Genomic DNA, 20,516 nt, shown 5'->3' with positions numbered 1-20,516 from the left:
AAAGAGGGGCTTGTGATCACGAGTCTGTGGCCAATTAGGCGATGGAAACCGTTTCAGTCAGCCGCTCCAATAGATTGTGCCACGGACCGACACCCAGCTTCTCAATCACCTCTGTTTGAGCTTGTTCCCAGAGGGGAATAGCTTGGGTCAGGTTTTCCTGGCCTTTTGCCGTTAGTGCCACCAATCGTGTCCGCCGATCCTCTCCAGGATTAATTTCAATTAGTCCCTGCTTTTCTAAGGGCTTGAGATTGCGGGTCAAGGTGGTCCGATCCATCGCTAGTGTTTGAGCAAGTTTGTTGATGGTGGAGGATTTAGCCCCCGTCATCACAGCCAAGATGGAAAACTGGGTTGCGCGTAAACCGCTAGGCCGCAACTTATCGTCAAAGATTTGGGTGACGACACGGGTGGCTTTGCGTAGGTTAAAGCAGGTACACTGCTCTAGGTTAAGTTGAGTTGTGGATAACTGCATATTGAAAGTATATACACATATTTGTAATTTGTCAAGGGTGAGCCTTAGGCACCATTGGCTTAGTTAAAACCATAGCAAAGGGAATCGGGAATCGGGAGTCGGGGTAAGCATAGGCTTACCTTTTGTCAGTCAACCAGATTCTCCAACTCCCTTTTAGGCTTGATTTGGGCTTAATTTATGCTAAAGTCCCAATAATACAAATTAACAAGAAACAATGTTTAGGAGTAAATCAAATGACGGATTACTATGTAGCAGCATACTTTTATGATTCTCAACGCAAGTATGAAGAGGATAATCCATCACTTATGTGGCAAAATCCTGGTAAGCGAAACTGGACTTGGTCTATAGACAAGGGGTATCATGATTGGTTTCCGTCATATACGGAACTGAGTGGTCAGTTGCTTGATAGTTTTTTTGTAGAAACAGAATTGACTAGAACCGAATTAGAGGAAAGGTGCAGAAAATCTATTTTTAAAAAGCATCAAGACAAGCCAAGCTATAAATTGTTTGACTATTCTGCAGCTACAAGTGCTTTGAATCCCTATGAGTATCCCATACATTTCAAGAAAGACGAGGGCAATCAGACTATTAAAAAGATGGTCATATTCGGTGACAGTCTTTCTGATACAGGAAATCTCAAGCACTGGGTTAAATTAATGCCCGAATATCCCTATTGGTATGGCAGGTTCACGAATGGACTAACATGGAGTGAATATCTGTCTAAAGAAACAGGAATTACTATGTTCAACTGGGCTTATGGTGGAGCAAAGTCTGATTTAATCAATGATTTTACTTCTGACGAGATTCTGAATTATATAAAATCCGGGGGACGCAATGTTATTACTGGAAGTATGACTACAACCATAAATCGTTATCTTGATAATGGATGGCTGAGTGGGAAAAAGATTGATTTAACAGCAGCAGAAGAGACAGCTTATACCCTGTGGATTGGAGCCAATGACTATCTTGAGAAATTCGATAGTGAAGAAACACTCTTTAATTTAATAGAATATCCTAACGATATAGGAGGCTATGAAAAAGTTTCAGACCGAGCGACTGATAACATAATCGAAAATATCAAAAAACTAAATGACAAAGGGGCAAAATATTTTATCATCCCAAACCTACCCAATGTAGGTAAAACCCCCACAATAGCAACTGTAAGCTATGATTTCAGTAAAGGTTCGGTGAAAACAAGAGAAGATCTTTCTGCTGCTATAACAAACATAGTCAATGTTCACAATAATAAGCTAAAAATTAAGATAGATTCTCTGACAGAAGAACGAGGAAAATATTTGGAGATAGTATACATAGATCTATTTTCTAATTTCGACGCACTCCTAGAGAGTAATAATCCCTTCACAGGAGATTATTTTGACCCAAAGTTCGAGAATGAGTATTACGATATCCAATCTACAGGAAGTAGTGCGATACAAATACCTAAACAGTGTTTCCAAGGAGGTTATCTTGCCGAAGGAATAACAAATTCAGACTGGAGAGCCTACGCCTCGAATAATACAAGTAAAAGAACAGACGGGTCTTTTAACTTTCTATCGACATTTTGGGATAATGTACACCCAACATCATACGGTCATTCCTTGATTGCATATTCTTTTCAGTATTGCATGAAAGAGGCTGGACTAATAAGTAGCTCTCTCCCTAACCTGGAAGACTATCGAGATAGAAATCTACACCTCGATTAATTCAAGTTTATTGAGAACTGGAGTTTAGACTAAAAGGAATAAACAGGACTTACGCAGAGAATCCATGGGTAGGGTGGGCAAAACTTTTACACACTACAGCTAGCGTTAAATTGAGGTGCGTAAGTCCTAATAAAAAAGAGGTTACCTCTTGGTTTCATAAGATGAGAGGTGTTGACTTGAACTATCATCTTCGATAACTATATTTAATTAATTGCTCATTAAACTGTGAACAGCTAACGCCTCGAATAATTTGGAATAAGGTTCACTCCAATTTACAAAAGTACTTCCAAGCACGTTGATTTCTACGATTGAGTAATGAAAAAGTTTAGGTTTCCTGTTACTTGTTACCTTTGTTATTTATGCGATCGCTAACCCTGATTGATAAGATAGAATAGGCTTATCAGCTCAAGTAACAATTTTTCCAATGGTTCAGCAGCTAACTCCCACCACCGATGACATTTTTTATCCCGAAAGTGACGGTAAGCCCTTGGCGGACAATACCCTTCAATTTGAACTAATTACCACCATTAAGTTTGGCCTGGAAGCCCAATTTAAAGATGACTCGAATGTGTTTATCGCCGGGGATTTGTTGTGGTATCCAGTACAAGGACAACCAAAAATCAACCAAGCACCGGATGTCATGGTGGTTATCGGTAGACCGAAAGGGCATCGGCCTTCTTACAAAACCTGGGTTGAAGATAACCTTAATCCCCAGGTGACCTTTGAAATAGCCTCACACACCAACACTATCAAGGAACTAGAAGAGGATAAACTCAAGTTTTACCAGACCCATGGAGTAGAAGAGTACTATCTCTATGACCCAAATCGAACAAAACTAAAAGGCTGGTTGCGTTCATCAGAAACCTTAAAACCCATCCCCCAGATGCTTGGTTGGGTTAGTCCGCGTTTAGGAATTACCTTTGACTTAGTAGACTCGGAATTGGTACTGTATTCTCCTAGTGGTGAGCCTTTTGCTACTTATCTGGAAATTGTTGAGCAGAGAGATATCGCTCAACAACAAAGAGATATCGCTCAACAACAGGTAGAACTCGAAAGGTTGGAAAAAGCACAAGCTCAGGAAGCTTTAGAGCAACAAAGGCTGGAAAAAGCACAAGCTCAGGAAGCTTTGGAGCTGGAACGAAGTCGCATGAAAGCCTTACTGGAACAATTACAAGCGAAAGGGATAAATCCAGAGGATTTTGAACTATAAATCTAAGTTATCAGCTATAAGTAGTCAGCTATCAGCTTAAAGCTGACTACTTATAGCACTCGAACTAAAGGTTAAGACATATTTCTGCTCCCTGTTCCCTGTTCCCTATTCCCTATTCCCTATTCCCTGTTCCCTGCTCCCTGCTCCCTGCTCCCTGCTCCCTTTAAACCAGATGCAAACTAACCCCATCGGTCTGAGAATTAAGCAATAACAACTGAGCCGGTAGAGCCTGTTTAGTCTCACTATTCCAGATAGCCAAACGGGCTTCTAAGGATGACTTCAGCTCCTGAGTCGTTCCAGTTAAATATAGCGCTTCTAAATTAACCGCTTCTACGCCATCAACGGCCTGAATTAATGCTGTTACTTCTGCGGCTGTTACCCCTTGACCAAAGGTACGCTGTTCAAAGGCAAAAGCAGACACTAATAGTGTGTTAACTTCAGATAAAACCAGATCGCTGCGATAACGAGAATCCACCCATATCCCGGCTTGAAGATTAAAGTAAAGGGCTTCATAACTATCAATTTCAACCTTAGAGGCTACCGCCAGACGGCGCTGCTGAGATGGGTCACGAGCCGCATTAATTCCATTGACCAGATTAGTATATAATATGGAATCAGGGCTGACTTGATTGCCATTACGGTCTGCAATGGTAAGGTGAATCAAGGGTAGGTTTTGGCCAATCTCTAAAGTAGCTACCTTGGCTTTACCAATACCAGCAAAGCTACGGGTAAATGTCTCAAAATCTTGCACTGAGACAATGCGCTCCATGGGCAAAATATTAACAGGCGCTTGAGACCGAGCTTGGTCACGGGTTTCTGGAGAAGCTGCTCCGATGGCGGCTAGGGGATTACTAACCTCTACAATTCCCAAGGGTCTGGTTTGCAGAACAGTAAGACTACCAGCCCCTACTTCCCCATCCAAGCCGATACCACTGCGATAGGTGGCGGTAATATTTTCATCTCCTGTGGGTAGACGAGCACCGCTTTGTCCATCCCCAAAGGTAATGTTAGTGTTGCCATTATCATCAATACGGACAATGTAGGCTTGGCGGCGGTCGTCTAAACCGTAAAGCGATCGCACTTCTTCCCACAGTATATTATTGACCCTTACCTCCAAAGTGGTTTCACTACCGCTAGAGGTAGCAGCAGAAATGTAGGTTAAGGGAGGCTTCTGGAGTACAAACTTCTGATTTCCTAAGGTTCCATCACCACTACCAAGCACTTCATCCACCACTGTTTCACCATGAGTAGCCTGAGCAACATTAGCATTAATGGTTACTGTGGTACGGTCGTAACGGTTTTGGAGTGACTGAGTCAGGGTCAGAGTAGAGCGTTGTTGGTTGCTAGAGATAGAGCTAGAGATAGATTTAATCACAACTACCTCATTAATGGTTTGCTCATCGACCGTAGTGGTTTGAGTAACTTGACTTAGATCCTTCTTACCACTGACAACAAGTGTTTTTCCGGTCTCTAGCCCTTCTATCAATTGCTCCAGCTCAATTTGGTCACCTTCAAGGGGAAGATTTTCTTGAATTGCTGGCTCAAACAGCGCTAACTGTTCACTTTGAGCGAAAACCACTGTTTCACGGAAGCGCTCTGAGCCAAAGTCGGCCAGATGCTGATTTGAATCCAATTCAAGGCGAGTGATTTTTCCACTCTGTAGGAAATCATCCCGTGCTACAGTAGTTACCTGATTAATGTTGTATAGTTGTTTGCGGCTTGAGTGCATCAGCACTATCCAACTGCGTACTAATATATTGGAGTAAGTAGCATCAAGATCAATATGGTTGTTTTGAATGGTAAAACCAGGCCATTCTGTTGCCACTAAGCCAGTAAATTTGGAGCCAGCTAGAATCGTGTTGTTTTGATAGGATATAATACACCGAATATCATTACTGGTGAACCCCGAGTTGATCAGCATCCAGTTATTCTCAGGAATTTGGGGTTCCTCGTAGCGAAATACACCCCTGTTTGTGCCTGCCAACAGATAGTGGGGATTATTACTGGTATCAGCAACTAGGGAATAGATGACGATATCGATTACTTCTATTTCCCCTACTGTTTTAGTAGGCAAACCTGTATTAACGGCTTGCCAGTTATTCCCATTATCACTGGAGCGAAACACCCCTTGGTTTGTGCCAGCAAATAGGTAAGTGGTGCCATCGCGCTCATAGGTAACCAAGGAATAGACTACTGTATTAATAACTTCTGTTCTTGTTTCCCCTGTGGTTATTGTGAGAGTAGGCAAGTTTGTATTCACTACTTCCCAGCTATCCCCATTATTAGTGGAGCGAAACACTCCCTGGTCTGTGCCAGCAAACAGGTAATCTACATTATTGATTACGGCAGTGATTAGGGAATAGACAACAGTACTAGTTAAGCCAGTATTGGTATCGGTATTTGGCAAACCGGTATTCACCGGTATCCAGCTTTTGCCGCCATCTCTAGAGCGAAAGACTCCATCTTCAGTTCCGGCCAGGATAGTTTGTTCAGAGAAAGACGATTCGGAAGAGGAAGAGTAATAGGAAGAGTAAGTAAATAGCGATCGCACAACCGTATTGGGCAAGCTGGTATTCACAGGAGTCCAACTTTCCGAACCCTCTGCTGTGGCGGGAATGTGATGTTCAACAATAGTCAGAGACCCAGTCCCAATGGTTACCCAGCTTTCCCCGCCATCAGTGGAGCGAAACACATTACCACCAGTGGCTCCAGCAAACAGATGGCCTTGAGCGTTAATCGTCAGGGCATGAATATCTGTATTAGTCAATCCTTGGTTAATGGGAATCCATTCCTGACCACCATCGGTAGAGTAAAAAATACCCTTATGAGTGCCAGCAAAAACCACATCTTGCCAGGTAGCCAAAGCTCGGATATCAGCATTTTTCAATAGACCTGTAGACACGGAATTCCAATTGTTTCCGCGATCGGTAGAGTAAAAAATACCACCTGCGATCGCACTATACTTACGCTTGGTATCATCTGGTAACTCTTTCCAATCGGGAGCATTGCTACCAAATAGGTTAATTTGCTGTCGAAAGGCAAAGACTTGGGGGGATTCGATGCTGGGTTGGTCCGATGCTGGGGACCACGTAACTTTGGTGTAACCGTCTTGAGTATTGGGTTCAACGGTTTGTAAGGTCAGAAAATGACCTTGATTGGATGCTGCTGCAGACGGGTCGATCAGTATCAGTAAGTTACCAGGTTGGAGTTGGGTATTGATGCCTTCTAGGAATAGTTCGGTAGTGTTACTACTAATTGACTGGGTTTGTGTGACCAAAGGTCGATAAGGTGTCAGGGCATTCCATTGTGCTCTCGCTTCAATCTGCTCAATGGTTTCAAAAGTCTGAGGTAGTTCCCCTTGTCCTGGAACACTTTGAACTTTGGTTCCTTTGGGAACTGTAGCAACGCTAGTCGTACCAGGGGTATCGTCAACGGTGAAGGCGAGGAAAGTACTAGCCGCAACACCGGGATTAAGCTCGTAGCCGATAGTGCGAGTTAATTCCAGAACCGACAGCCGTTCAGTAGCTGTGTTGAGATACCCTTCATTAGCAATCCGTTCTTGGTAGAAGCTAAGTACATCAACAACAGTAGCTAAGCTATCCAGAAATGCGATCGCAGGGTCATCTCGGTGGCTAGTATTGAGAGTAGCCAGAGGTCGGTCACCTTGGTCTGAGTCATTTGGGCTAGCGGTTTCAGTACGCAGACCTGCTAGCATCCGTTGGAAGCTGGTGCCATGGGTGCTAACTCGATAGGCTAATGTGGTTAGGCCAGGGGAATTGTAGTGAGATGTCATATTAATCACAAACCCCCTTGTAAATAAAACTGACTTCTGCCATTTTCAGGAGTATCGGGGTTATTATCCAAACGAGCGACAGCTAATGGCTCAATCAAGATTTGACCTGCTGCCAATTCCCCTCGATCCGGTTGTCCCCACTCACGAAAGCGCGTTGGTTCAACCCAGTCAACCCCAGGCACTTCCATGGCTTGGTTAACAATTTGGCTAAGATAGACCGGTTGACCGAAGGTAAAATTGTCGGGATGGAAGAAACCCCGTTGACCAACCGCTAAGTCTGTGTTGCTGAAGGTTTCCATAAGCGATCGCTTCACACTGCTCTGGAAATAGTTAGGCAAGACATGTACTGTCAAAGCAATATCGAGATTAACAAAATAGGGAGCCTGGATTTCGAGATCATGACCCATTAACCGATAGGGAGCCATAAAAGCCAGTAGCTCTTCCCTAAATTGGGTATCAATCGGTCTACCACTATACCGATCCACAACAATAAATACGGTATACCAACTCCCTGTCCAACGTAACTGAGCTGCTGCTTTTTGCACTTCTGGATGACGCTGGATAGTAGTAGCGTAGTCCGATTCAGTCACGCAGCGTTCAGGGGTTCGGAAGGCTTGGGGAGCGTATAACCGTGCTTGCTCAATCGGTTCCGGGTCAATTCCCCCTTGAGCTGCGATGGGATTCCGTACTCCAATCACCTGTTTGACCAATTCACCATAGGCTTCACTAGTGACTGGTTCCAGATGAGCGATCGCATCAAGTCCCACATTACCCACCAAACCATTACCAATCCGGTAGTTGGTCATCAGCTGGGAATCTGGACTAGGTTGCTTGCCTTGAACACTATCACCAAAGCGCAGATAGGCAGTGCCATCACTCTCCATTTCCACTACAAAATCCGCAGCAAATCGGTCACTATTCAATAGGTCACGATGCACCAACCAGGTTTCACCAGTATCGGATTGTAAACTGATCTGAGGCACTGCGGAACGGGGGTCTTGAACAAGCGTTGTTGCCACCGCTTCCAGAATTGCTTGCTGGTGGTTATAAGGCACACTGTGGGTTAGACCTGTGCGAGACAACTTGGGACGATAACGACCAATGGTTGGGATAGTGGGCAGTTGCTCTGTCCCCTCCTTAGGATAAGGCTCCCCATGGTCAGCCAAAACAATATTTCCCCGAGCCACCGTGATATCTGTGATTGGGCCAGTGCTACTCAGAGTTGCTAGCCATAGTTGGTAAGGCAGAGCATCCTGGGGGTGCCATTCAATCTCAGTAATCAACACTGGCTGATCAGTTGGGGGATGATGAAATTGACCACCAAGGGGGTCTTCTGTGGGAGTTACCTTAGTTAACCGTACTGGATGACGGTGTTGGGGATTAGCCCCAGCCGTTAAGCCAGTGTTTGGGTCTCTTACCTCTTCAAAGATCAACACATCCCCTGGTTGCAAAGCCAGATGTCCAATTAATGTTGCTTTAGTCTCTTGCTTCGACAAAAACCATTCCCTTGCTCCCCAGGTATAAAATTTAATCTCATTGTGGGCAGCAAATAGTTCCTGGGGATGTAGGGTTTGAAAGGTTTTTGCCCCTTGAGCCAAGACCTCACTCTTAGCAGAGGAATCAGGATCGATTACCGACCCTTGACCAGAAACATGGGTTAGTAGAAGAGTTCCTTTTGCTAGCAGCACCTGATCAGTATTTACTGCTACCTGCACCCAGACTCTAGCATTGCAGCCCTCGTGCAACACGTAATCTACCAGCCTGCCGTGGCGGCGTACAGACGTGCGGCGGCGAGCGGTACCAAGGTAGGCTTCAGTAGCTACAGCATCCTGATAGTAACTGAGGTAGTCACCAGAGTAGGCCAATACTTCCACCAGCGCAATCCCTAAATCCGCAGGATTTCGCTCTAGCCATTGAGGCATCACTTCCGACAAGCGGTTGAGCATTAATTGCCGAAAGCTGCTATAGTCTTTAGCTAAGTAATCTATCTCCGGTACCAACAGGGTTTCTATATCACTTGAAGGTACTGGTTGCGGGTCAAAGGTAACTTGGTCTGGGCGTTTGAAGGAAAAATTAAGCCGCTCAAAAAACGGATCTACATTGCTAATATTAAGCAGTTGTAGGGTATAGGTAGATAAATCACTAACCTGGGACTTAGTAGGAGCTTTGTATTCCACCAACAGCGTCAGCACATTCCCACTAGGTGGTTGGATTTCCAGGAGCCTAACATCAGTAGTTGAAACCGCCGTACCTCTAGTGATGCGAATATTTCTAGAGGTCAGGTTTGAGAGCGCGTCCTGGGTTGCTTGTGCGGAAGCTGGTACAAAATGAAGCTTTAGGGCCCACTTATTCGGTTCATTCGGTGTCTGTTGTGATTCCACCTGAATGTAATCCAGCCCGATCTGTTTAGTTTGACGACTAAGAGCAATCCGGCGTTGGTATCGGAACATGTGTTCAGCTGTTACCAAGTCTGTCATCATCACAACCCTCGCTCAAACTCAGTTACCTGACGCTGTTGATTACGCCGAATCACATACTGGACTGTGACTCGCAACTTAGTATCTTCACTCTCTACTTGCACCCTCTCGACTTGAATTAACTCCCCTAACCACTGCTGCAACGACCCTTGAACCAGAAACTGAACCGCAGTACTCAGTTCCTCACTATTCGGAGAAAAGACCAGCTGCATCAGACTGCAGCCCAAAGTCGGGCGGTTGACCCGTTCTCCTGGGGAGGTAAACAGTAATTGTTCCATCAGCTGGGGGATGTGTTCTTCAGAGGTAGCCTCTGCTGTCCGTCTCCGCCCATCGATTTGGAAAGGATAGCCAATTTCCATTGCTACATAGATAGCTCTGCTCATTCACTATAGCCTGCTCGCTCAGTGAATTTATCTGGCTTCCCAGGTTGGGTTGAGTTGAGTTGAAGATAGTGAAACCAAACCCTGGTAAGGGTTTGCTTGGGTTTTGTTACTCCTCCAGAGCTCCCTTACGGAAAATCAAGGATTCTAGGAGTTTTCTCGGTCAATAAACCTCCCAAATCCAGGGATATTGCGATCGCTTAAATCCGTTAACCCTCAGGGGGTGACAAGCTAATTGAAAATATTACAGGGGTGTTTGTTAATGGGGTTAGGTTAATGGTAAAATTGCCCTTGCGGGATGGATTGATTAAAACTATCATTGACGAAGTCTGGTGAAAATCGCTTCAATTGCTGGGAAATACAAATGACACCGATGCGCTCATTTTCCCCAATACCTAAAACCATTAACCGTGCCACCTATCTAGGTTTGAGCTTTGTTGTCACCCCGTGAGGGCAAAGTTTAAACAACTGCAATGGGCGTAGCCCATTCTCTTTTTTTCGCAAATTCCAAATTGCGTTTCCAACCCAGTTCAATCTGATCGCACATATACTCAGCCATCTCTAGTCCTCTTTTACGCATCTGCTCGTTGAGGACTGCTTCTGTAAACAAATTCTCATCAATAATCTCATGGTGTTGATTAACAAGACCGCCCGGTTCCACACCAGAATGAATGTCGCCCATATACTCCAATTGAATTCCTGTCTCTTCGGCAAATTTCCTGGCAATGGCAGCCGTTTTGCCAAAGAGGAGGTGAGCAAAGAATTCTAGAGGTGCGATCAGACTGTAGCGCAATAGGGGATCTTGTGCTTCATGGGCTAATGCTGCAATGCCATACATGAAGGCACGGTCTAGCTTTCTCTCATCACCATAAATGAAGTCAAGCCCCTCCGAAAATTTCATGGTTCGGTTCAAATCTAGTTTTTGCAGGTCTCGTAGATACCACTCCCAGTGCGTACCATCCTGTCGGCAATGATTGTTAATTAACCTTTTGAGTTCGTCTGTGGCTGCCTCGGAGGAGGGATAGGGAAAAATCAGTTTGTTTAAGTCCATAAAACCCATCACAAACGCGGATATGTGAGGTAGCCACAAACTGAGGCGATCGCGAGCACTAATTGAATCGTCATCTAGCCACAGAATAAACGGGTTCTGTTTTGCTTGATTTGTGCGCTTGCGAATATACCCTAATACTTCTTTCATTTTGTCTTGAACTCTCAGTGAATTTAAGTTCGATGCATTTGCGAAGGCTGACCATTTCCGTAGGGTGGCCTTTTAGCCAAGGTCAATCGCAATGCCACTGTTGTATTAGTAGTCAATTTTAGAACAGTATCGGAATAGTTGTTGATGACTGCGATTAGTTCGATGGGTACCCAATTGCACTCTTCTATTAGTAGTCAATTTTTCTAGGACAGTATCGGAATAGTTATTTATTACTGGGATTAGTTCAATGGGTACCCAATTGCACTCTTCTATTAGTAGTCAATTTTTCTAGGACAGTATCGGAATAGTTATTTATTACTGCGATTAGTAAGATGCGTTCGCGAACAACCAAACAACTTTCAACCAAACAACTTTCAACCAAACAACTCACATTCCCTTTGAGCGAGGGATTTATTATCAAAAACAGGACAAGGCGAAGAAGCCGAATAAGTATTGGCTGAAATTGACAGAAACTCAGGTATTTTGGCTATGCTTATTGAGTCTTTCCAGTCAACCTGGTTACAATGTGATTTGTAACCAGGTTGATTTTACCATAATTTCACAATAAAGCCTACGCCATAAGACAGGTTGTTTTTAAAAACACGCAATATCTAGGACTCTGTACCCAGTAATACTATTGTTTTCTACCACCCAAAGCCAAGATTTACAGGACTTTTGGACTGATGCAAGCACATTCGTACAGGGGAACTTCAGTATAGCCGATACGCTAAAGGTAGCTCCAGACGGTAGTGTTGCCAAAATGGGGTTGGTCATATAGTATTACATGGTGATTGCTTTTTGGATAGATTAATGTTAAGTGAATTACAGAAGCAAAGATTACCAAGATTGTTTGCAATGTATGACGCAGACAATAACGGTTTCATTGAGTCAGCCGATTTTGACCAGTTCCTAAAAAGCTACTCGGAGTTTCGCAGTTGGGCACCGGGCTCACCCCAGTACGATTCCATTCAATCGAAGTTCACGTCTCGTTGGAATAGTATGCAAAAGTTTGCAGACACTAATGGTGACAACAAAATCTCTTTGGATGAATGGCTGGTATATATGGACAATATACTCAATGACCCAGAAGCTTATGAGGCGGAACTACATGGCATTGCAGCTTTGGCCTTTAGCGTATTTGATGTTGATGGGAACGAGCAACTTGATTTAGAGGAATACAAACAGTATTTTCGAGTCCATAACCTTGATGAAAATTCTGCTAAGGAGGTATTCAAACGGCTCAATTTCAACGATGATGACTACATTTCTAAAGAAAAACATATGGAGCTGATCGATCAGTTCTTCCGTAGTGATGATTCTGAAGCACCTGGTAATTTGCTCTTTATTAAAGCAATATAAAACATTACAAGGTTTGGGTTACAGAGATTGTCCTGATTGAAGACTATGTTGGAGTCATGACTCAATACGATTATGTGGTGATTGGTGCCGGATCAGCGGGTAGTGTCGTCGCTAATCGTCTTACAGAAAACCCCCGATACCCGCCCCGTCTCTTTAGAGCGGGGATGAAGGGTCGCAGCGGTCTTTAGCCGCCGTGAAAAAGATTTGATTTTTAGTTGACAGTTTTCGCTAAGTATGTTAGCGTAACAATCTAACAGAATAGGTCGAGTTCTGATGATCATAATAGAGTTTAAAGCATACGGGAAACCCTTTCAATATCAAGCAATAGACGAAGCGATTCGGACGGTTAAATTCATCCGTAATAGCTGCATTCGTTTATGGATAGACAATAAACGAACAGGTAAATACGACCTTAGTAAGTATTGCAAGATACTAGCTAAGGAATTCCTTTTTGCTAACGAACTAAACTCTACTGCTCGACAAGCTGCGGCTGAAAGAGCATGGTCATCAATCTCTCGCTTCTTTGAAAACTGTAAAAAAAAGGTACCAGGAAAGAAAGGTTTTCCCCGCTTTCAAAAACACTGTAGATCGGTTGAATATAAGCAATCAGGATGGAAGTTGTCCCCTGATAAAAAATCAATTACTTTCAGTGACAAGAAAGGGATCGGGAAGCTAAAACTCAAAGGTACATGGGACTTGTGGCGCTTCGACAATAAGCAAATCAAACGGGTTCGGATAGTCAAAAGGGCTGACGGGTACTATGTTCAGTTTTGCGTCTCTGTCGATGTGAACGAACAACTAACACCGAGCCACTCAACTATTGGATTAGATGTAGGGCTGAAAGAGTTCTACACTGATTCTCTTGGAAATACTGAGCCTAATCCCCGTTTTTATAGAACGGAAGAGAAGCGCTTAAAGTTTTATCAACGTCGGGTTTCCCGAAAAAAGAAAGGCTCATCCAATCGGAAAAAAGCGGTTAATAAATTAGGCAGACAGCACCTTAAAATAAGTAGGCAACGTGAAGAGCATGCCAAGAGACTGGCACGCTGCGTAATCCGGTCTAACGATCTGGTCGCCTATGAAGATTTAAGAGTGAAGAATCTGGTTAAAAATCACTGCTTGGCTAAATCTATTAATGACGCGGGTTGGTATCAATTTAGAAAATGGCTAGAGCACTTTGGCCGTAAGTTCAACAGAGTGACCGTCGCTGTAAACCCTGCCTACACAAGCCAAAATTGCTCAGAATGCGGAGATGTAGTAAAGAAGTCGCTATCAACTAGGACTCACGTCTGCCAATGTGGTTGCAAATTAGATCGAGACCACAACGCCGCAATCAACATTCTCAATAAAGCCTTGGGTACGGTGGGGCACACCGGAACCTGGATCATAGATCCGTTCGCGTAGCGTCGGGTCTCCCGAAACGCTTCAGGAGAATCGACCTCTACTCTTTCTGGTTCCGGCCTGACTGAGCAAGTTGGCTCGTTGAATGAAGAATCCCCGCGTCTTTAGACCGGGGAGTGTCAACCTACTTCAAGAAATCGGAGAATCAGCAGCGGGGAGCTTCGGAGTTTCACGGAGTATCAGGACCACTTGATATCACCGATCCACTTGCTCCGAGCACAGTGTCGAAATGCTTTGTCGAAGCTGCCATCTCAAAGGGCTATGGGTACAATCCCGATTTCAATGGTAAGCAGCAGGAGGGCGCAGGACTTTACCAACTGACCGTCAAAGATGGCAAACGTCAAAGTACGGCAGTGGCGTTCTTGCATCCGATTCTCTCTCGCCCCAATTTAAGCATTAAAACAGGAGCATTGGTTACTCGTATACTGTTTGAGGGAAGGCGTGCAGTTGGGGTCGCCTATATTGAAAATGGGACAGAGCATCACGTTAAGGTAAACCAAGAAGTGATTCTCAGTGCTGGAGCGTTCGATTCCCCCAAGCTATTGATGCTTTCTGGGATTGGTCCAGCAGAACACCTACGGGGGTTAGGCATTCCTGTGGTGCTCGATCTACCGGGTGTCGGTAAGAACCTCCATGATCACCCCCTTGTCTTTGTAGGCTACCAAGCCACTCAGGAACTGCCCATTTCACCAACTAGCAATATTGGGGAAGCTGGATTGTTCCTGCATACTCAGAGCAATTTAGAGGTTGCACCCAACCTACAGTTTATCTATACTTTGCTCATACCTAACAATCCTGACTTTGCCTACAAAGGTCCAGGATTTAGTATTAAAGTCATAAACAACCACCCTCAGAGTCGCGGTAGTGTCAGGTTGAGTACGCCCTCCCCCAATAAAGCACCCCTGATCCGGGTGAACTATCTCCAGGATGAATCCGATCTGAAAGTGTTAGTTGAAGGCATTAAAATTGCCCGTCAGCTCGCCCATTTCGAGGGATTTGATCAGTTTCGAGGTAAGGAAGTCGCCCCAAGTGCCGAGGTATCTAGCGACGAAGCAATTCAAGCCTACATCCGACAAATCTGCGCTCCGACATACCACCCCGTCGGCACGTGCAAAATGGGAACTGACCCGATGGCAGTTGTTGACTCCCAACTCAGGGTACATGGAATTGATGGATTGCGAGTCGTAGATGCCTCGATTATGCCAGTCATCACCACGGGAAACACTAATGCGCCGACGATTATGATTGCCGAAAAGGCAGCGGATTTGATTAAGACTTTGAAGAATTAGCAGCGGTAACCTGGAGTGTTGACTATAATATAGCCTTTTCATTTTTAAATAACAGCTGGCGTTGCTGAATTTAAGTTCGATGCGATCGCGTAGCGGCTCGTACCGAGCATCGCGAAGGGTGACCATTCCCGTAGCGTGGCCCAAAGGCCAATCGATTAGTCCGTCAAGAAACAACCAAACAACTTTCAATCAAACAACCTTGGCCTATTGGCCACGCTACGCGAACAACCGAACAACTTTCAACTAAACAACTTTGGCCTATTGGCCACGCTACGCGAACAACCAAACCAAGACATATTACATTCCCTTCACCCGACCTGGCATCGGGATAACAGTAACTGGAGTACCCGTAGGTACACAAGTTGCCTGAGAATCTTGCAACAGCACTGGCATTCCCATCACCTTAACTCGCACTGAACCAGTAATCCAGGATGCCATCAAGCAAGGGCCAACATTGGCCGGTGGAGGAGGATTAGCACAACCAGCCACCACATAGGTGGGAGCTTGGGTAAGCACTGGTTGACCCATTACCTTGACCCGGGGATTGGGAACCATCGCTTGGACTTGTCCGCCATGAGCACACAAGATTTTGTTAGCAACAGATAACACAAAACCAGGCATTAAATTACCTCCAATGCACCATTATTAATATTCACGCTAGCTGGTGAAAGTTTAACATTAGCAGCACCATTACTCAGTTCAATTCCCGAAGGAGCTAGCTTTACTGTTGCTGGAGAGTTACTAAGTTCGATTCCTGATGACGAGAGTTTAGCCGCTGCTGGAGAGTTATTAATCTCTACCCCTGATGACGAGAGTTTTATCACTGCTGGACTTTTACTTAACTGAATACTATCTTTCGCTAACTTACCGGTAGAGGAGCTATTTTTTAAATCAATACTGTCTTTAGTTAGCTTAATTTCCACCGCATCTTCTTTGATTTGAATATTATCCACAGCGAGGGTAACCGTAGAGGCATCATTGCTTAACTCTATGGTTTCTGCTGTTAACTTCGCGATGGTTTTGCTATTGTTATTGATTTCAATCCCATTATCATCAAACACTAAAGTCAGGGGGTTAGATACCACTGGTTTAGCTACTTCAATGGTCAACCCTTTGGTAGTACCAAAATTACTGAGAGTAAAGGTAATGCCATCAGTTTTAAAGACTTGCACTTTCTCTGGGTCAAGCACTTTGGCATTTGCCGGTAGCTCACCCTTGGCCCAGAAGCAACCAGTCCAAATCGGGTAATCGGGATCGCCTCCCTCAAATTCCACCCAGACATTTGCTCCCACTGGCGGAATCGCAAAAAAGCCCACATCAGCTCCAGCATAGGGAACACAAGGCATTGCCCAGCTTTGGCGACCGTCCCCTAATACTGCTGGTACACTCACCTGTATCCGACCAAGGTACATCAGGTCTTTATTCCCAGTTACTGTGCCACGATACTTGCCAAAAAATTCTTTCATGGTACTACTGCTAACGTTGTCGAACCCAATCCTTCACGGGTGAGTACGAATTGCTGCTTATATTGTCCGCTTTGGAGCTGATGAGTCACACTTTTAACATAATAAAACCCATCATACTGGTTGCCTACCCCTCGCACACCCACAAGAGCACCAGCTTGGAGAATACCGTTGTACTCTAGAGCATTCAGGGTTCCTTCTGCTACCACTACGTCATCTAAGGATGTATCGGTTATCCCTTGAGCAAACGCCTTAGCTTGAGATTCACTCAACCCCTGGATGGGTTTGGGAACCACTGTCCGAACTTGAGACTGTTTCAAGGCTGAGGTTTGGGCTAGGGGGAAAAGCTTACTAGAAGAAACGTCTAGGGATTTGACTTTGTTGGTATCCCGGTCTTGCACTTGTCCAGACACGGTAGTAGCAGCAAGGGCATTGTACTCGAAACTGATCGATTCCACATTAGTATTCGAGCCCATATTCACGGAAAGGGCAGACTGGGGTAATCCCAAGCGTTTCGGCGGTCCCCAATAGGCCGTGTTAGTTCCAGGTGCTGGTCCTGGAGTAATGTAGAAGACATAGCCATGACGCCGTGCCATTTTCAGAAGGTAGTCCAAGTCAGTGCCATGCTGGACAGGGATGCGCTCCGTCGGTAAGGGGGGTTTGTCGGTCAGTGGCGGAATGACTTGGGGGATAAGACCATATTTGGCATAGCTAGCGATAATTTTATTAGCAATAATCGTTTCGTTCTGGGCTGGGTGCTCAACAATCTTTTCTTCCAGGTCCATCATCACGCTGACATCTTCCCCAGTCACCACGATGCTAGATTCCCCAGGATTATTACTGGGCAAGAGCTGCTGGTGAGTAATCACCCCATCCATCAACACCTGAGGCTTACCGTTGAAGATCACCATCAGAATCACTCGGTTGAAGGGTTTGAGCTCTCCACTTTTTAGCACAGGATAATCCCGCTCGACCAAGCTGGCACTGCGACCAGCTCGAAAGCGCAGTTGAAAGCCAGAACGCTCTTGGGCAGAATGGGTAACTTCAACATTAGCTAGGGATTCGATTAGCACCGAAGACGCTGGCTTCGGCACTGTTGAACCAATTAGTACCGTGAGTTGAATGCCTAGTTTTACCATATCTCTACAACTGCGGCTGGGGAACTCTTAAGACTTTGCCTGGTTCTGCGGTGAGGTCAAAGGGATTCATGGTATTGTTGGCATCGCACACTTGCCAAAACTGTTCTGGATCACCAAGATTGCTGTCGGTAATTAGATCTAAGCGATCGCCTTCTGTGACGGTGACTTCTACAAGTAAGGACAAGGTTTCTCCCTGAGGTAAAAAGCGGCGACGCTTGTAGGAAATTACTCGATTATCGGAGCTGGTGAAGGTTGCTGTTTCTAGATTGTAGTAACGGCTATTGGCTTGGAACATAGCGTGAAAATTTACAATTTAAATGCATAATAGCTTAGGATTTCCCAATGAATTGAAAAAAAATACAGTTTTTCACATAACCCAGTATTTTTGTCAAGTAGTTCATTTGTTATGCCAATTTGACCTGCTCCCTGTAGCGCGGTAGCAGGTCAAAGTTGCAGAACAACATATAAACTCTATACTATCAGAGCGGGCTAAAACCAATGAGGGGGCTATAGCTTTACTAAAAATGCTCTGCATAAGTGACCTGCTCCCATTCCGACTATCTATTGCTGTGGGAAAATCTTAATGTCTACATCATCAGGGCCACGGTTTAGAATAGTGATATCTGAAGATGGAGGCTGACAGATTTCATGGATAGCCTTCCAACCTCCTAATTGATAACCACCGCAGCCTAAAACAAAAACCCTTGAGCCTTCCTTACCCATGTCTACAAGCTCGAACTCAACTGTGGTATCTTGATTAAGATTTACCTCCTGATAATCTTGAGCATTTACGGTCAACCAATGGCAGTCATCTTGAGCATAAGCATGACCAACTTGTAAACTCAAGACCGCGACCAGGGCAAACACTATGGCCAACATGGCTTGCATAATACGTTTCATTTGTCTTTCCTTTTCCGTAATTGTCAGTTGTATTCGACAGGAGTTAGGTGGGTTAATCAGTCTATTAATCGAGACTGATTTAACCGGTATTGGAAAAAAACTAATCCTACTAAGTGATTCAGTAACTTGGCTCCCATTGGCTAATTGCTTTTCCCTTATAGGCGGTAAAAGTCTCAGCTGACGTGGGAGCCACTGTTAACTAGAGGTGGATTTGTTTTTCCTCTAGGAGGTTACTACTAACTTGCCGGAGTGTCAACAAACTATGAATTTATTTAAAGGCCAAAAATTAATAAAAAAATAGGAACTAATTATCTAATCCTAAGCTATCAGCTATCAGCTATCAGCTTTCAGCCATCAGCTTTCAGCTTATGCGCTTCGCGCAATCGGTGCTTTTGAATAAAATAAGCTAATGGCTGACCGCTGACCGCTGACCGCTGACCGCTGTTCGCGCAGCGTGCGCTTCGCGCATATGCTTATCTCAAAGCAATGGAATACTTCCTGCTGCTCCCTTAGCAATACTGCTGACATTCTTAAGACTTTCCATAGTTGCCATCAGTTCTTTGCTAACTTGGTGAGCCATAAACAGAGCACCACCGAGGCTAGCCAGCTTCAGATCTTTGTAGCTGAGGACTTCTAGAGTAAGGCTAACATCAGCCCGAATCGGGTTAAGATTAACATCATAAGCCAGTTCTTCAATACTCATACTCTCTACCCGAACCGGTAGAATCCGATTACCGCCCCAGATAAACAGAGTTAGAGGAGCTTCCATCGCCACAATTTCCAGAGTTCCCGCTTTCGACATCGCGCTATTGGTCAAGACTGACAAGGTTTTGGGATACATTAGCATTTCCAGAGTTGCGATTTGGGGATGAATGCCCAAGGTAACCGCCATGGTATCCGCCTGCTCTAACCGGTCAGTGGCATCGATGGCCATTTTTAGACTAATGCTCTCTTTCGGAGGACCACTAATTCGTTTCGCTTCAGTAGTGTCTAGGTCAGATTTACCCTGTGCAGACAAATCCGCTCCTGCTGTCCGGGGCGTAAGCGATCGCGTCATCGTCTCCGGATTGTACTGGAAAAGAATCACACTAGCTAGGGGGTTAGCAGGGTCTAGAGCGACTATTGCCCCTCTCAACAAACGAGGGGAAAGAGGAGATGTAGCCATGAAATCCTTGTGGTTAATAAACTGCTGAGCTCAAGTCTGTTTGAATAATTATTATTCAGCTAACTCATCAATTGTTAATTGTTAATTTTTGATTGTCAATGGTTAAAGTCAATATAGCAAGGGAGCAGGGAGCAGGGAGCAGGGAACAGGGAACAGGGAATAGGGAATAGCAATGCGCTGCATCAAGAGGTGTGACCCGTGGCGAATTTAATTCTTAATGGTAAGAGCGCAGCTAACTTCGACTTACTCGTAGATGTTTCATTGCGCCATACCTCTATAAATAGCCTGAGCAATTTCCTTACCCATGTCTGTGGGATTGTGGGTTTTAGTTAAGTTTAAATTCACCGGTACAGTGGGAATCTTGGTAGTATTTTGCCAATTTTTAGGTAATCCCTTCACCTTAAGCAAACGGGATAATTCTGCTTCCACCGCTGCTTGTAAGCGTACCCGTTCTAGTCTATTCAGGTCAATTCCTTCTATGCTTAGCTCTGGGATTTTAATGGTAATGTTCATCAAGGGAGTAGGGAGTAGGGAGTAGGGAGTAGGGAGTAGGGAGTAGGGAGTAGGGAG

Annotated in this window: 15 protein-coding genes and 2 pseudogenes; 5 read left to right on the top strand and 12 right to left on the bottom strand. The window is 44.8% G+C overall.

The features are described from left to right. Positions 1-34: 34 nt before the first annotated feature. Positions 35-469 carry a MarR family winged helix-turn-helix transcriptional regulator gene (locus AC4II3_RS15500; RefSeq protein WP_071102749.1) on the bottom strand — a complete coding sequence of 145 codons (435 nt, stop codon included), beginning with the start codon at positions 467-469 and terminating at the stop codon, positions 35-37. A gap of 233 nt (positions 470-702) precedes the next feature. On the opposite strand from AC4II3_RS15500, the gene AC4II3_RS15495 reads away from it, so the two are divergent. Together AC4II3_RS15495 and AC4II3_RS15490 are read left to right on the top strand one after the other, a co-directional pair. After that, a complete protein-coding gene (locus AC4II3_RS15495) occupies positions 703-2,172 on the top strand; it encodes an SGNH/GDSL hydrolase family protein (protein ID WP_488007565.1) in 1,470 nt (489 codons plus the stop codon). A gap of 424 nt (positions 2,173-2,596) precedes the next feature. Then, positions 2,597-3,382: a Uma2 family endonuclease gene (locus AC4II3_RS15490; protein ID WP_488007567.1), complete on the top strand. Its 786-nt coding sequence runs from the start codon at positions 2,597-2,599 to the stop codon at positions 3,380-3,382. A 163-nt stretch (positions 3,383-3,545) separates the two neighbouring features. Here the strand turns inward: AC4II3_RS15490 and AC4II3_RS15485 are convergent, their stop codons facing one another. From AC4II3_RS15485 to AC4II3_RS15470, 4 genes are all read right to left on the bottom strand, one after another. After that, positions 3,546-7,175, bottom strand: coding sequence for a putative baseplate assembly protein (locus AC4II3_RS15485; RefSeq protein ID WP_488029248.1), 3,630 nt, complete (start codon positions 7,173-7,175; stop codon positions 3,546-3,548). A gap of 5 nt (positions 7,176-7,180) precedes the next feature. After that, entirely contained in the window at positions 7,181-9,655 is a 2,475-nt protein-coding gene (locus AC4II3_RS15480) for a putative baseplate assembly protein (protein ID WP_488007571.1), read from the bottom strand. Next, positions 9,655-10,011, bottom strand: coding sequence for a GPW/gp25 family protein (locus AC4II3_RS15475; RefSeq protein WP_488007576.1), 357 nt, complete (start codon positions 10,009-10,011; stop codon positions 9,655-9,657). The genes AC4II3_RS15480 and AC4II3_RS15475 overlap by 1 nt, the downstream gene beginning before the upstream one ends. 481 nt (positions 10,012-10,492) lie before the next feature. Beyond that, positions 10,493-11,230, bottom strand: coding sequence for a hypothetical protein (locus tag AC4II3_RS15470; protein ID WP_488007573.1), 738 nt, complete (start codon positions 11,228-11,230; stop codon positions 10,493-10,495). 810 nt (positions 11,231-12,040) lie between these two features. Between AC4II3_RS15470 and AC4II3_RS15465 the strand changes: the two genes are divergently transcribed. From AC4II3_RS15465 to AC4II3_RS15455, 3 genes and pseudogenes are all read left to right on the top strand, one after another. After that, positions 12,041-12,589: an EF-hand domain-containing protein gene (locus tag AC4II3_RS15465; RefSeq protein WP_488007574.1), complete on the top strand. Its 549-nt coding sequence runs from the start codon at positions 12,041-12,043 to the stop codon at positions 12,587-12,589. 273 nt (positions 12,590-12,862) lie between these two features. Next, positions 12,863-14,098: pseudogene (locus AC4II3_RS15460) on the top strand (RNA-guided endonuclease InsQ/TnpB family protein). An 8-nt stretch (positions 14,099-14,106) separates the two neighbouring features. Further along, positions 14,107-15,279: pseudogene (locus AC4II3_RS15455) on the top strand (GMC family oxidoreductase); the annotation flags it as partial. A gap of 297 nt (positions 15,280-15,576) precedes the next feature. On the opposite strand, the gene AC4II3_RS15450 reads toward AC4II3_RS15455, so the two are convergent. From AC4II3_RS15450 to AC4II3_RS15420, 7 genes are all read right to left on the bottom strand, one after another. Then, a complete protein-coding gene (locus AC4II3_RS15450; RefSeq protein ID WP_488015351.1) occupies positions 15,577-15,900 on the bottom strand; it encodes a hypothetical protein in 324 nt (107 codons plus the stop codon). Further along, the gene (locus tag AC4II3_RS15445; protein ID WP_488015353.1) at positions 15,900-16,745 is read right to left on the bottom strand and encodes a phage baseplate assembly protein V; all 846 of its coding nucleotides are present in this window, start codon (positions 16,743-16,745) and stop codon (positions 15,900-15,902) included. The genes AC4II3_RS15450 and AC4II3_RS15445 overlap by 1 nt, the downstream gene beginning before the upstream one ends. Then, positions 16,742-17,881: a phage late control D family protein gene (locus AC4II3_RS15440; RefSeq protein ID WP_488015355.1), complete on the bottom strand. Its 1,140-nt coding sequence runs from the start codon at positions 17,879-17,881 to the stop codon at positions 16,742-16,744. The genes AC4II3_RS15445 and AC4II3_RS15440 overlap by 4 nt, the downstream gene beginning before the upstream one ends. A 4-nt stretch (positions 17,882-17,885) precedes the next feature. Then, a complete protein-coding gene (locus AC4II3_RS15435) occupies positions 17,886-18,176 on the bottom strand; it encodes a hypothetical protein (protein WP_488015356.1) in 291 nt (96 codons plus the stop codon). 266 nt (positions 18,177-18,442) lie between these two features. Further along, a complete protein-coding gene (locus tag AC4II3_RS15430) occupies positions 18,443-18,781 on the bottom strand; it encodes a hypothetical protein (RefSeq protein WP_488015358.1) in 339 nt (112 codons plus the stop codon). A 478-nt stretch (positions 18,782-19,259) separates the two neighbouring features. Then, on the bottom strand, positions 19,260-19,946 hold the full coding sequence (locus AC4II3_RS15425; RefSeq protein ID WP_488015360.1) for a hypothetical protein: 687 nt from the start codon (positions 19,944-19,946) through the stop codon (positions 19,260-19,262). A 258-nt stretch (positions 19,947-20,204) separates the two neighbouring features. Further along, on the bottom strand, positions 20,205-20,516 hold a 312-nt coding region (locus AC4II3_RS15420; protein WP_490722838.1), incomplete at its 5' end, for a hypothetical protein.

Source organism: Moorena sp., from assembly GCF_982860115.1.
Note: the sequence above shows the minus strand (reverse complement) of the source record. Positions and strands in the feature narration are given on the sequence as shown.

Excerpts from the sequence above, each read along its gene's own strand:
- AC4II3_RS15500 (WP_071102749.1), bottom strand. The coding sequence starts at position 469 with ATGCAGTTATCCACAACTCAACTTAACCTAGAGCAGTGTACCTGCTTT.
- AC4II3_RS15495 (WP_488007565.1), top strand. The coding sequence starts at position 703 with ATGACGGATTACTATGTAGCAGCATACTTTTATGATTCTCAACGCAAG.
- AC4II3_RS15490 (WP_488007567.1), top strand. The coding sequence starts at position 2,597 with ATGGTTCAGCAGCTAACTCCCACCACCGATGACATTTTTTATCCCGAA.
- AC4II3_RS15485 (WP_488029248.1), bottom strand. The coding sequence starts at position 7,175 with ATGACATCTCACTACAATTCCCCTGGCCTAACCACATTAGCCTATCGA.
- AC4II3_RS15480 (WP_488007571.1), bottom strand. The coding sequence starts at position 9,655 with ATGATGACAGACTTGGTAACAGCTGAACACATGTTCCGATACCAACGC.
- AC4II3_RS15475 (WP_488007576.1), bottom strand. The coding sequence starts at position 10,011 with ATGGAAATTGGCTATCCTTTCCAAATCGATGGGCGGAGACGGACAGCA.
- AC4II3_RS15470 (WP_488007573.1), bottom strand. The coding sequence starts at position 11,230 with ATGAAAGAAGTATTAGGGTATATTCGCAAGCGCACAAATCAAGCAAAA.
- AC4II3_RS15465 (WP_488007574.1), top strand. The coding sequence starts at position 12,041 with ATGTTAAGTGAATTACAGAAGCAAAGATTACCAAGATTGTTTGCAATG.
- AC4II3_RS15450 (WP_488015351.1), bottom strand. The coding sequence starts at position 15,900 with ATGCCTGGTTTTGTGTTATCTGTTGCTAACAAAATCTTGTGTGCTCAT.
- AC4II3_RS15445 (WP_488015353.1), bottom strand. The coding sequence starts at position 16,745 with ATGAAAGAATTTTTTGGCAAGTATCGTGGCACAGTAACTGGGAATAAA.
- AC4II3_RS15440 (WP_488015355.1), bottom strand. The coding sequence starts at position 17,881 with ATGGTAAAACTAGGCATTCAACTCACGGTACTAATTGGTTCAACAGTG.
- AC4II3_RS15435 (WP_488015356.1), bottom strand. The coding sequence starts at position 18,176 with ATGTTCCAAGCCAATAGCCGTTACTACAATCTAGAAACAGCAACCTTC.
- AC4II3_RS15430 (WP_488015358.1), bottom strand. The coding sequence starts at position 18,781 with ATGAAACGTATTATGCAAGCCATGTTGGCCATAGTGTTTGCCCTGGTC.
- AC4II3_RS15425 (WP_488015360.1), bottom strand. The coding sequence starts at position 19,946 with ATGGCTACATCTCCTCTTTCCCCTCGTTTGTTGAGAGGGGCAATAGTC.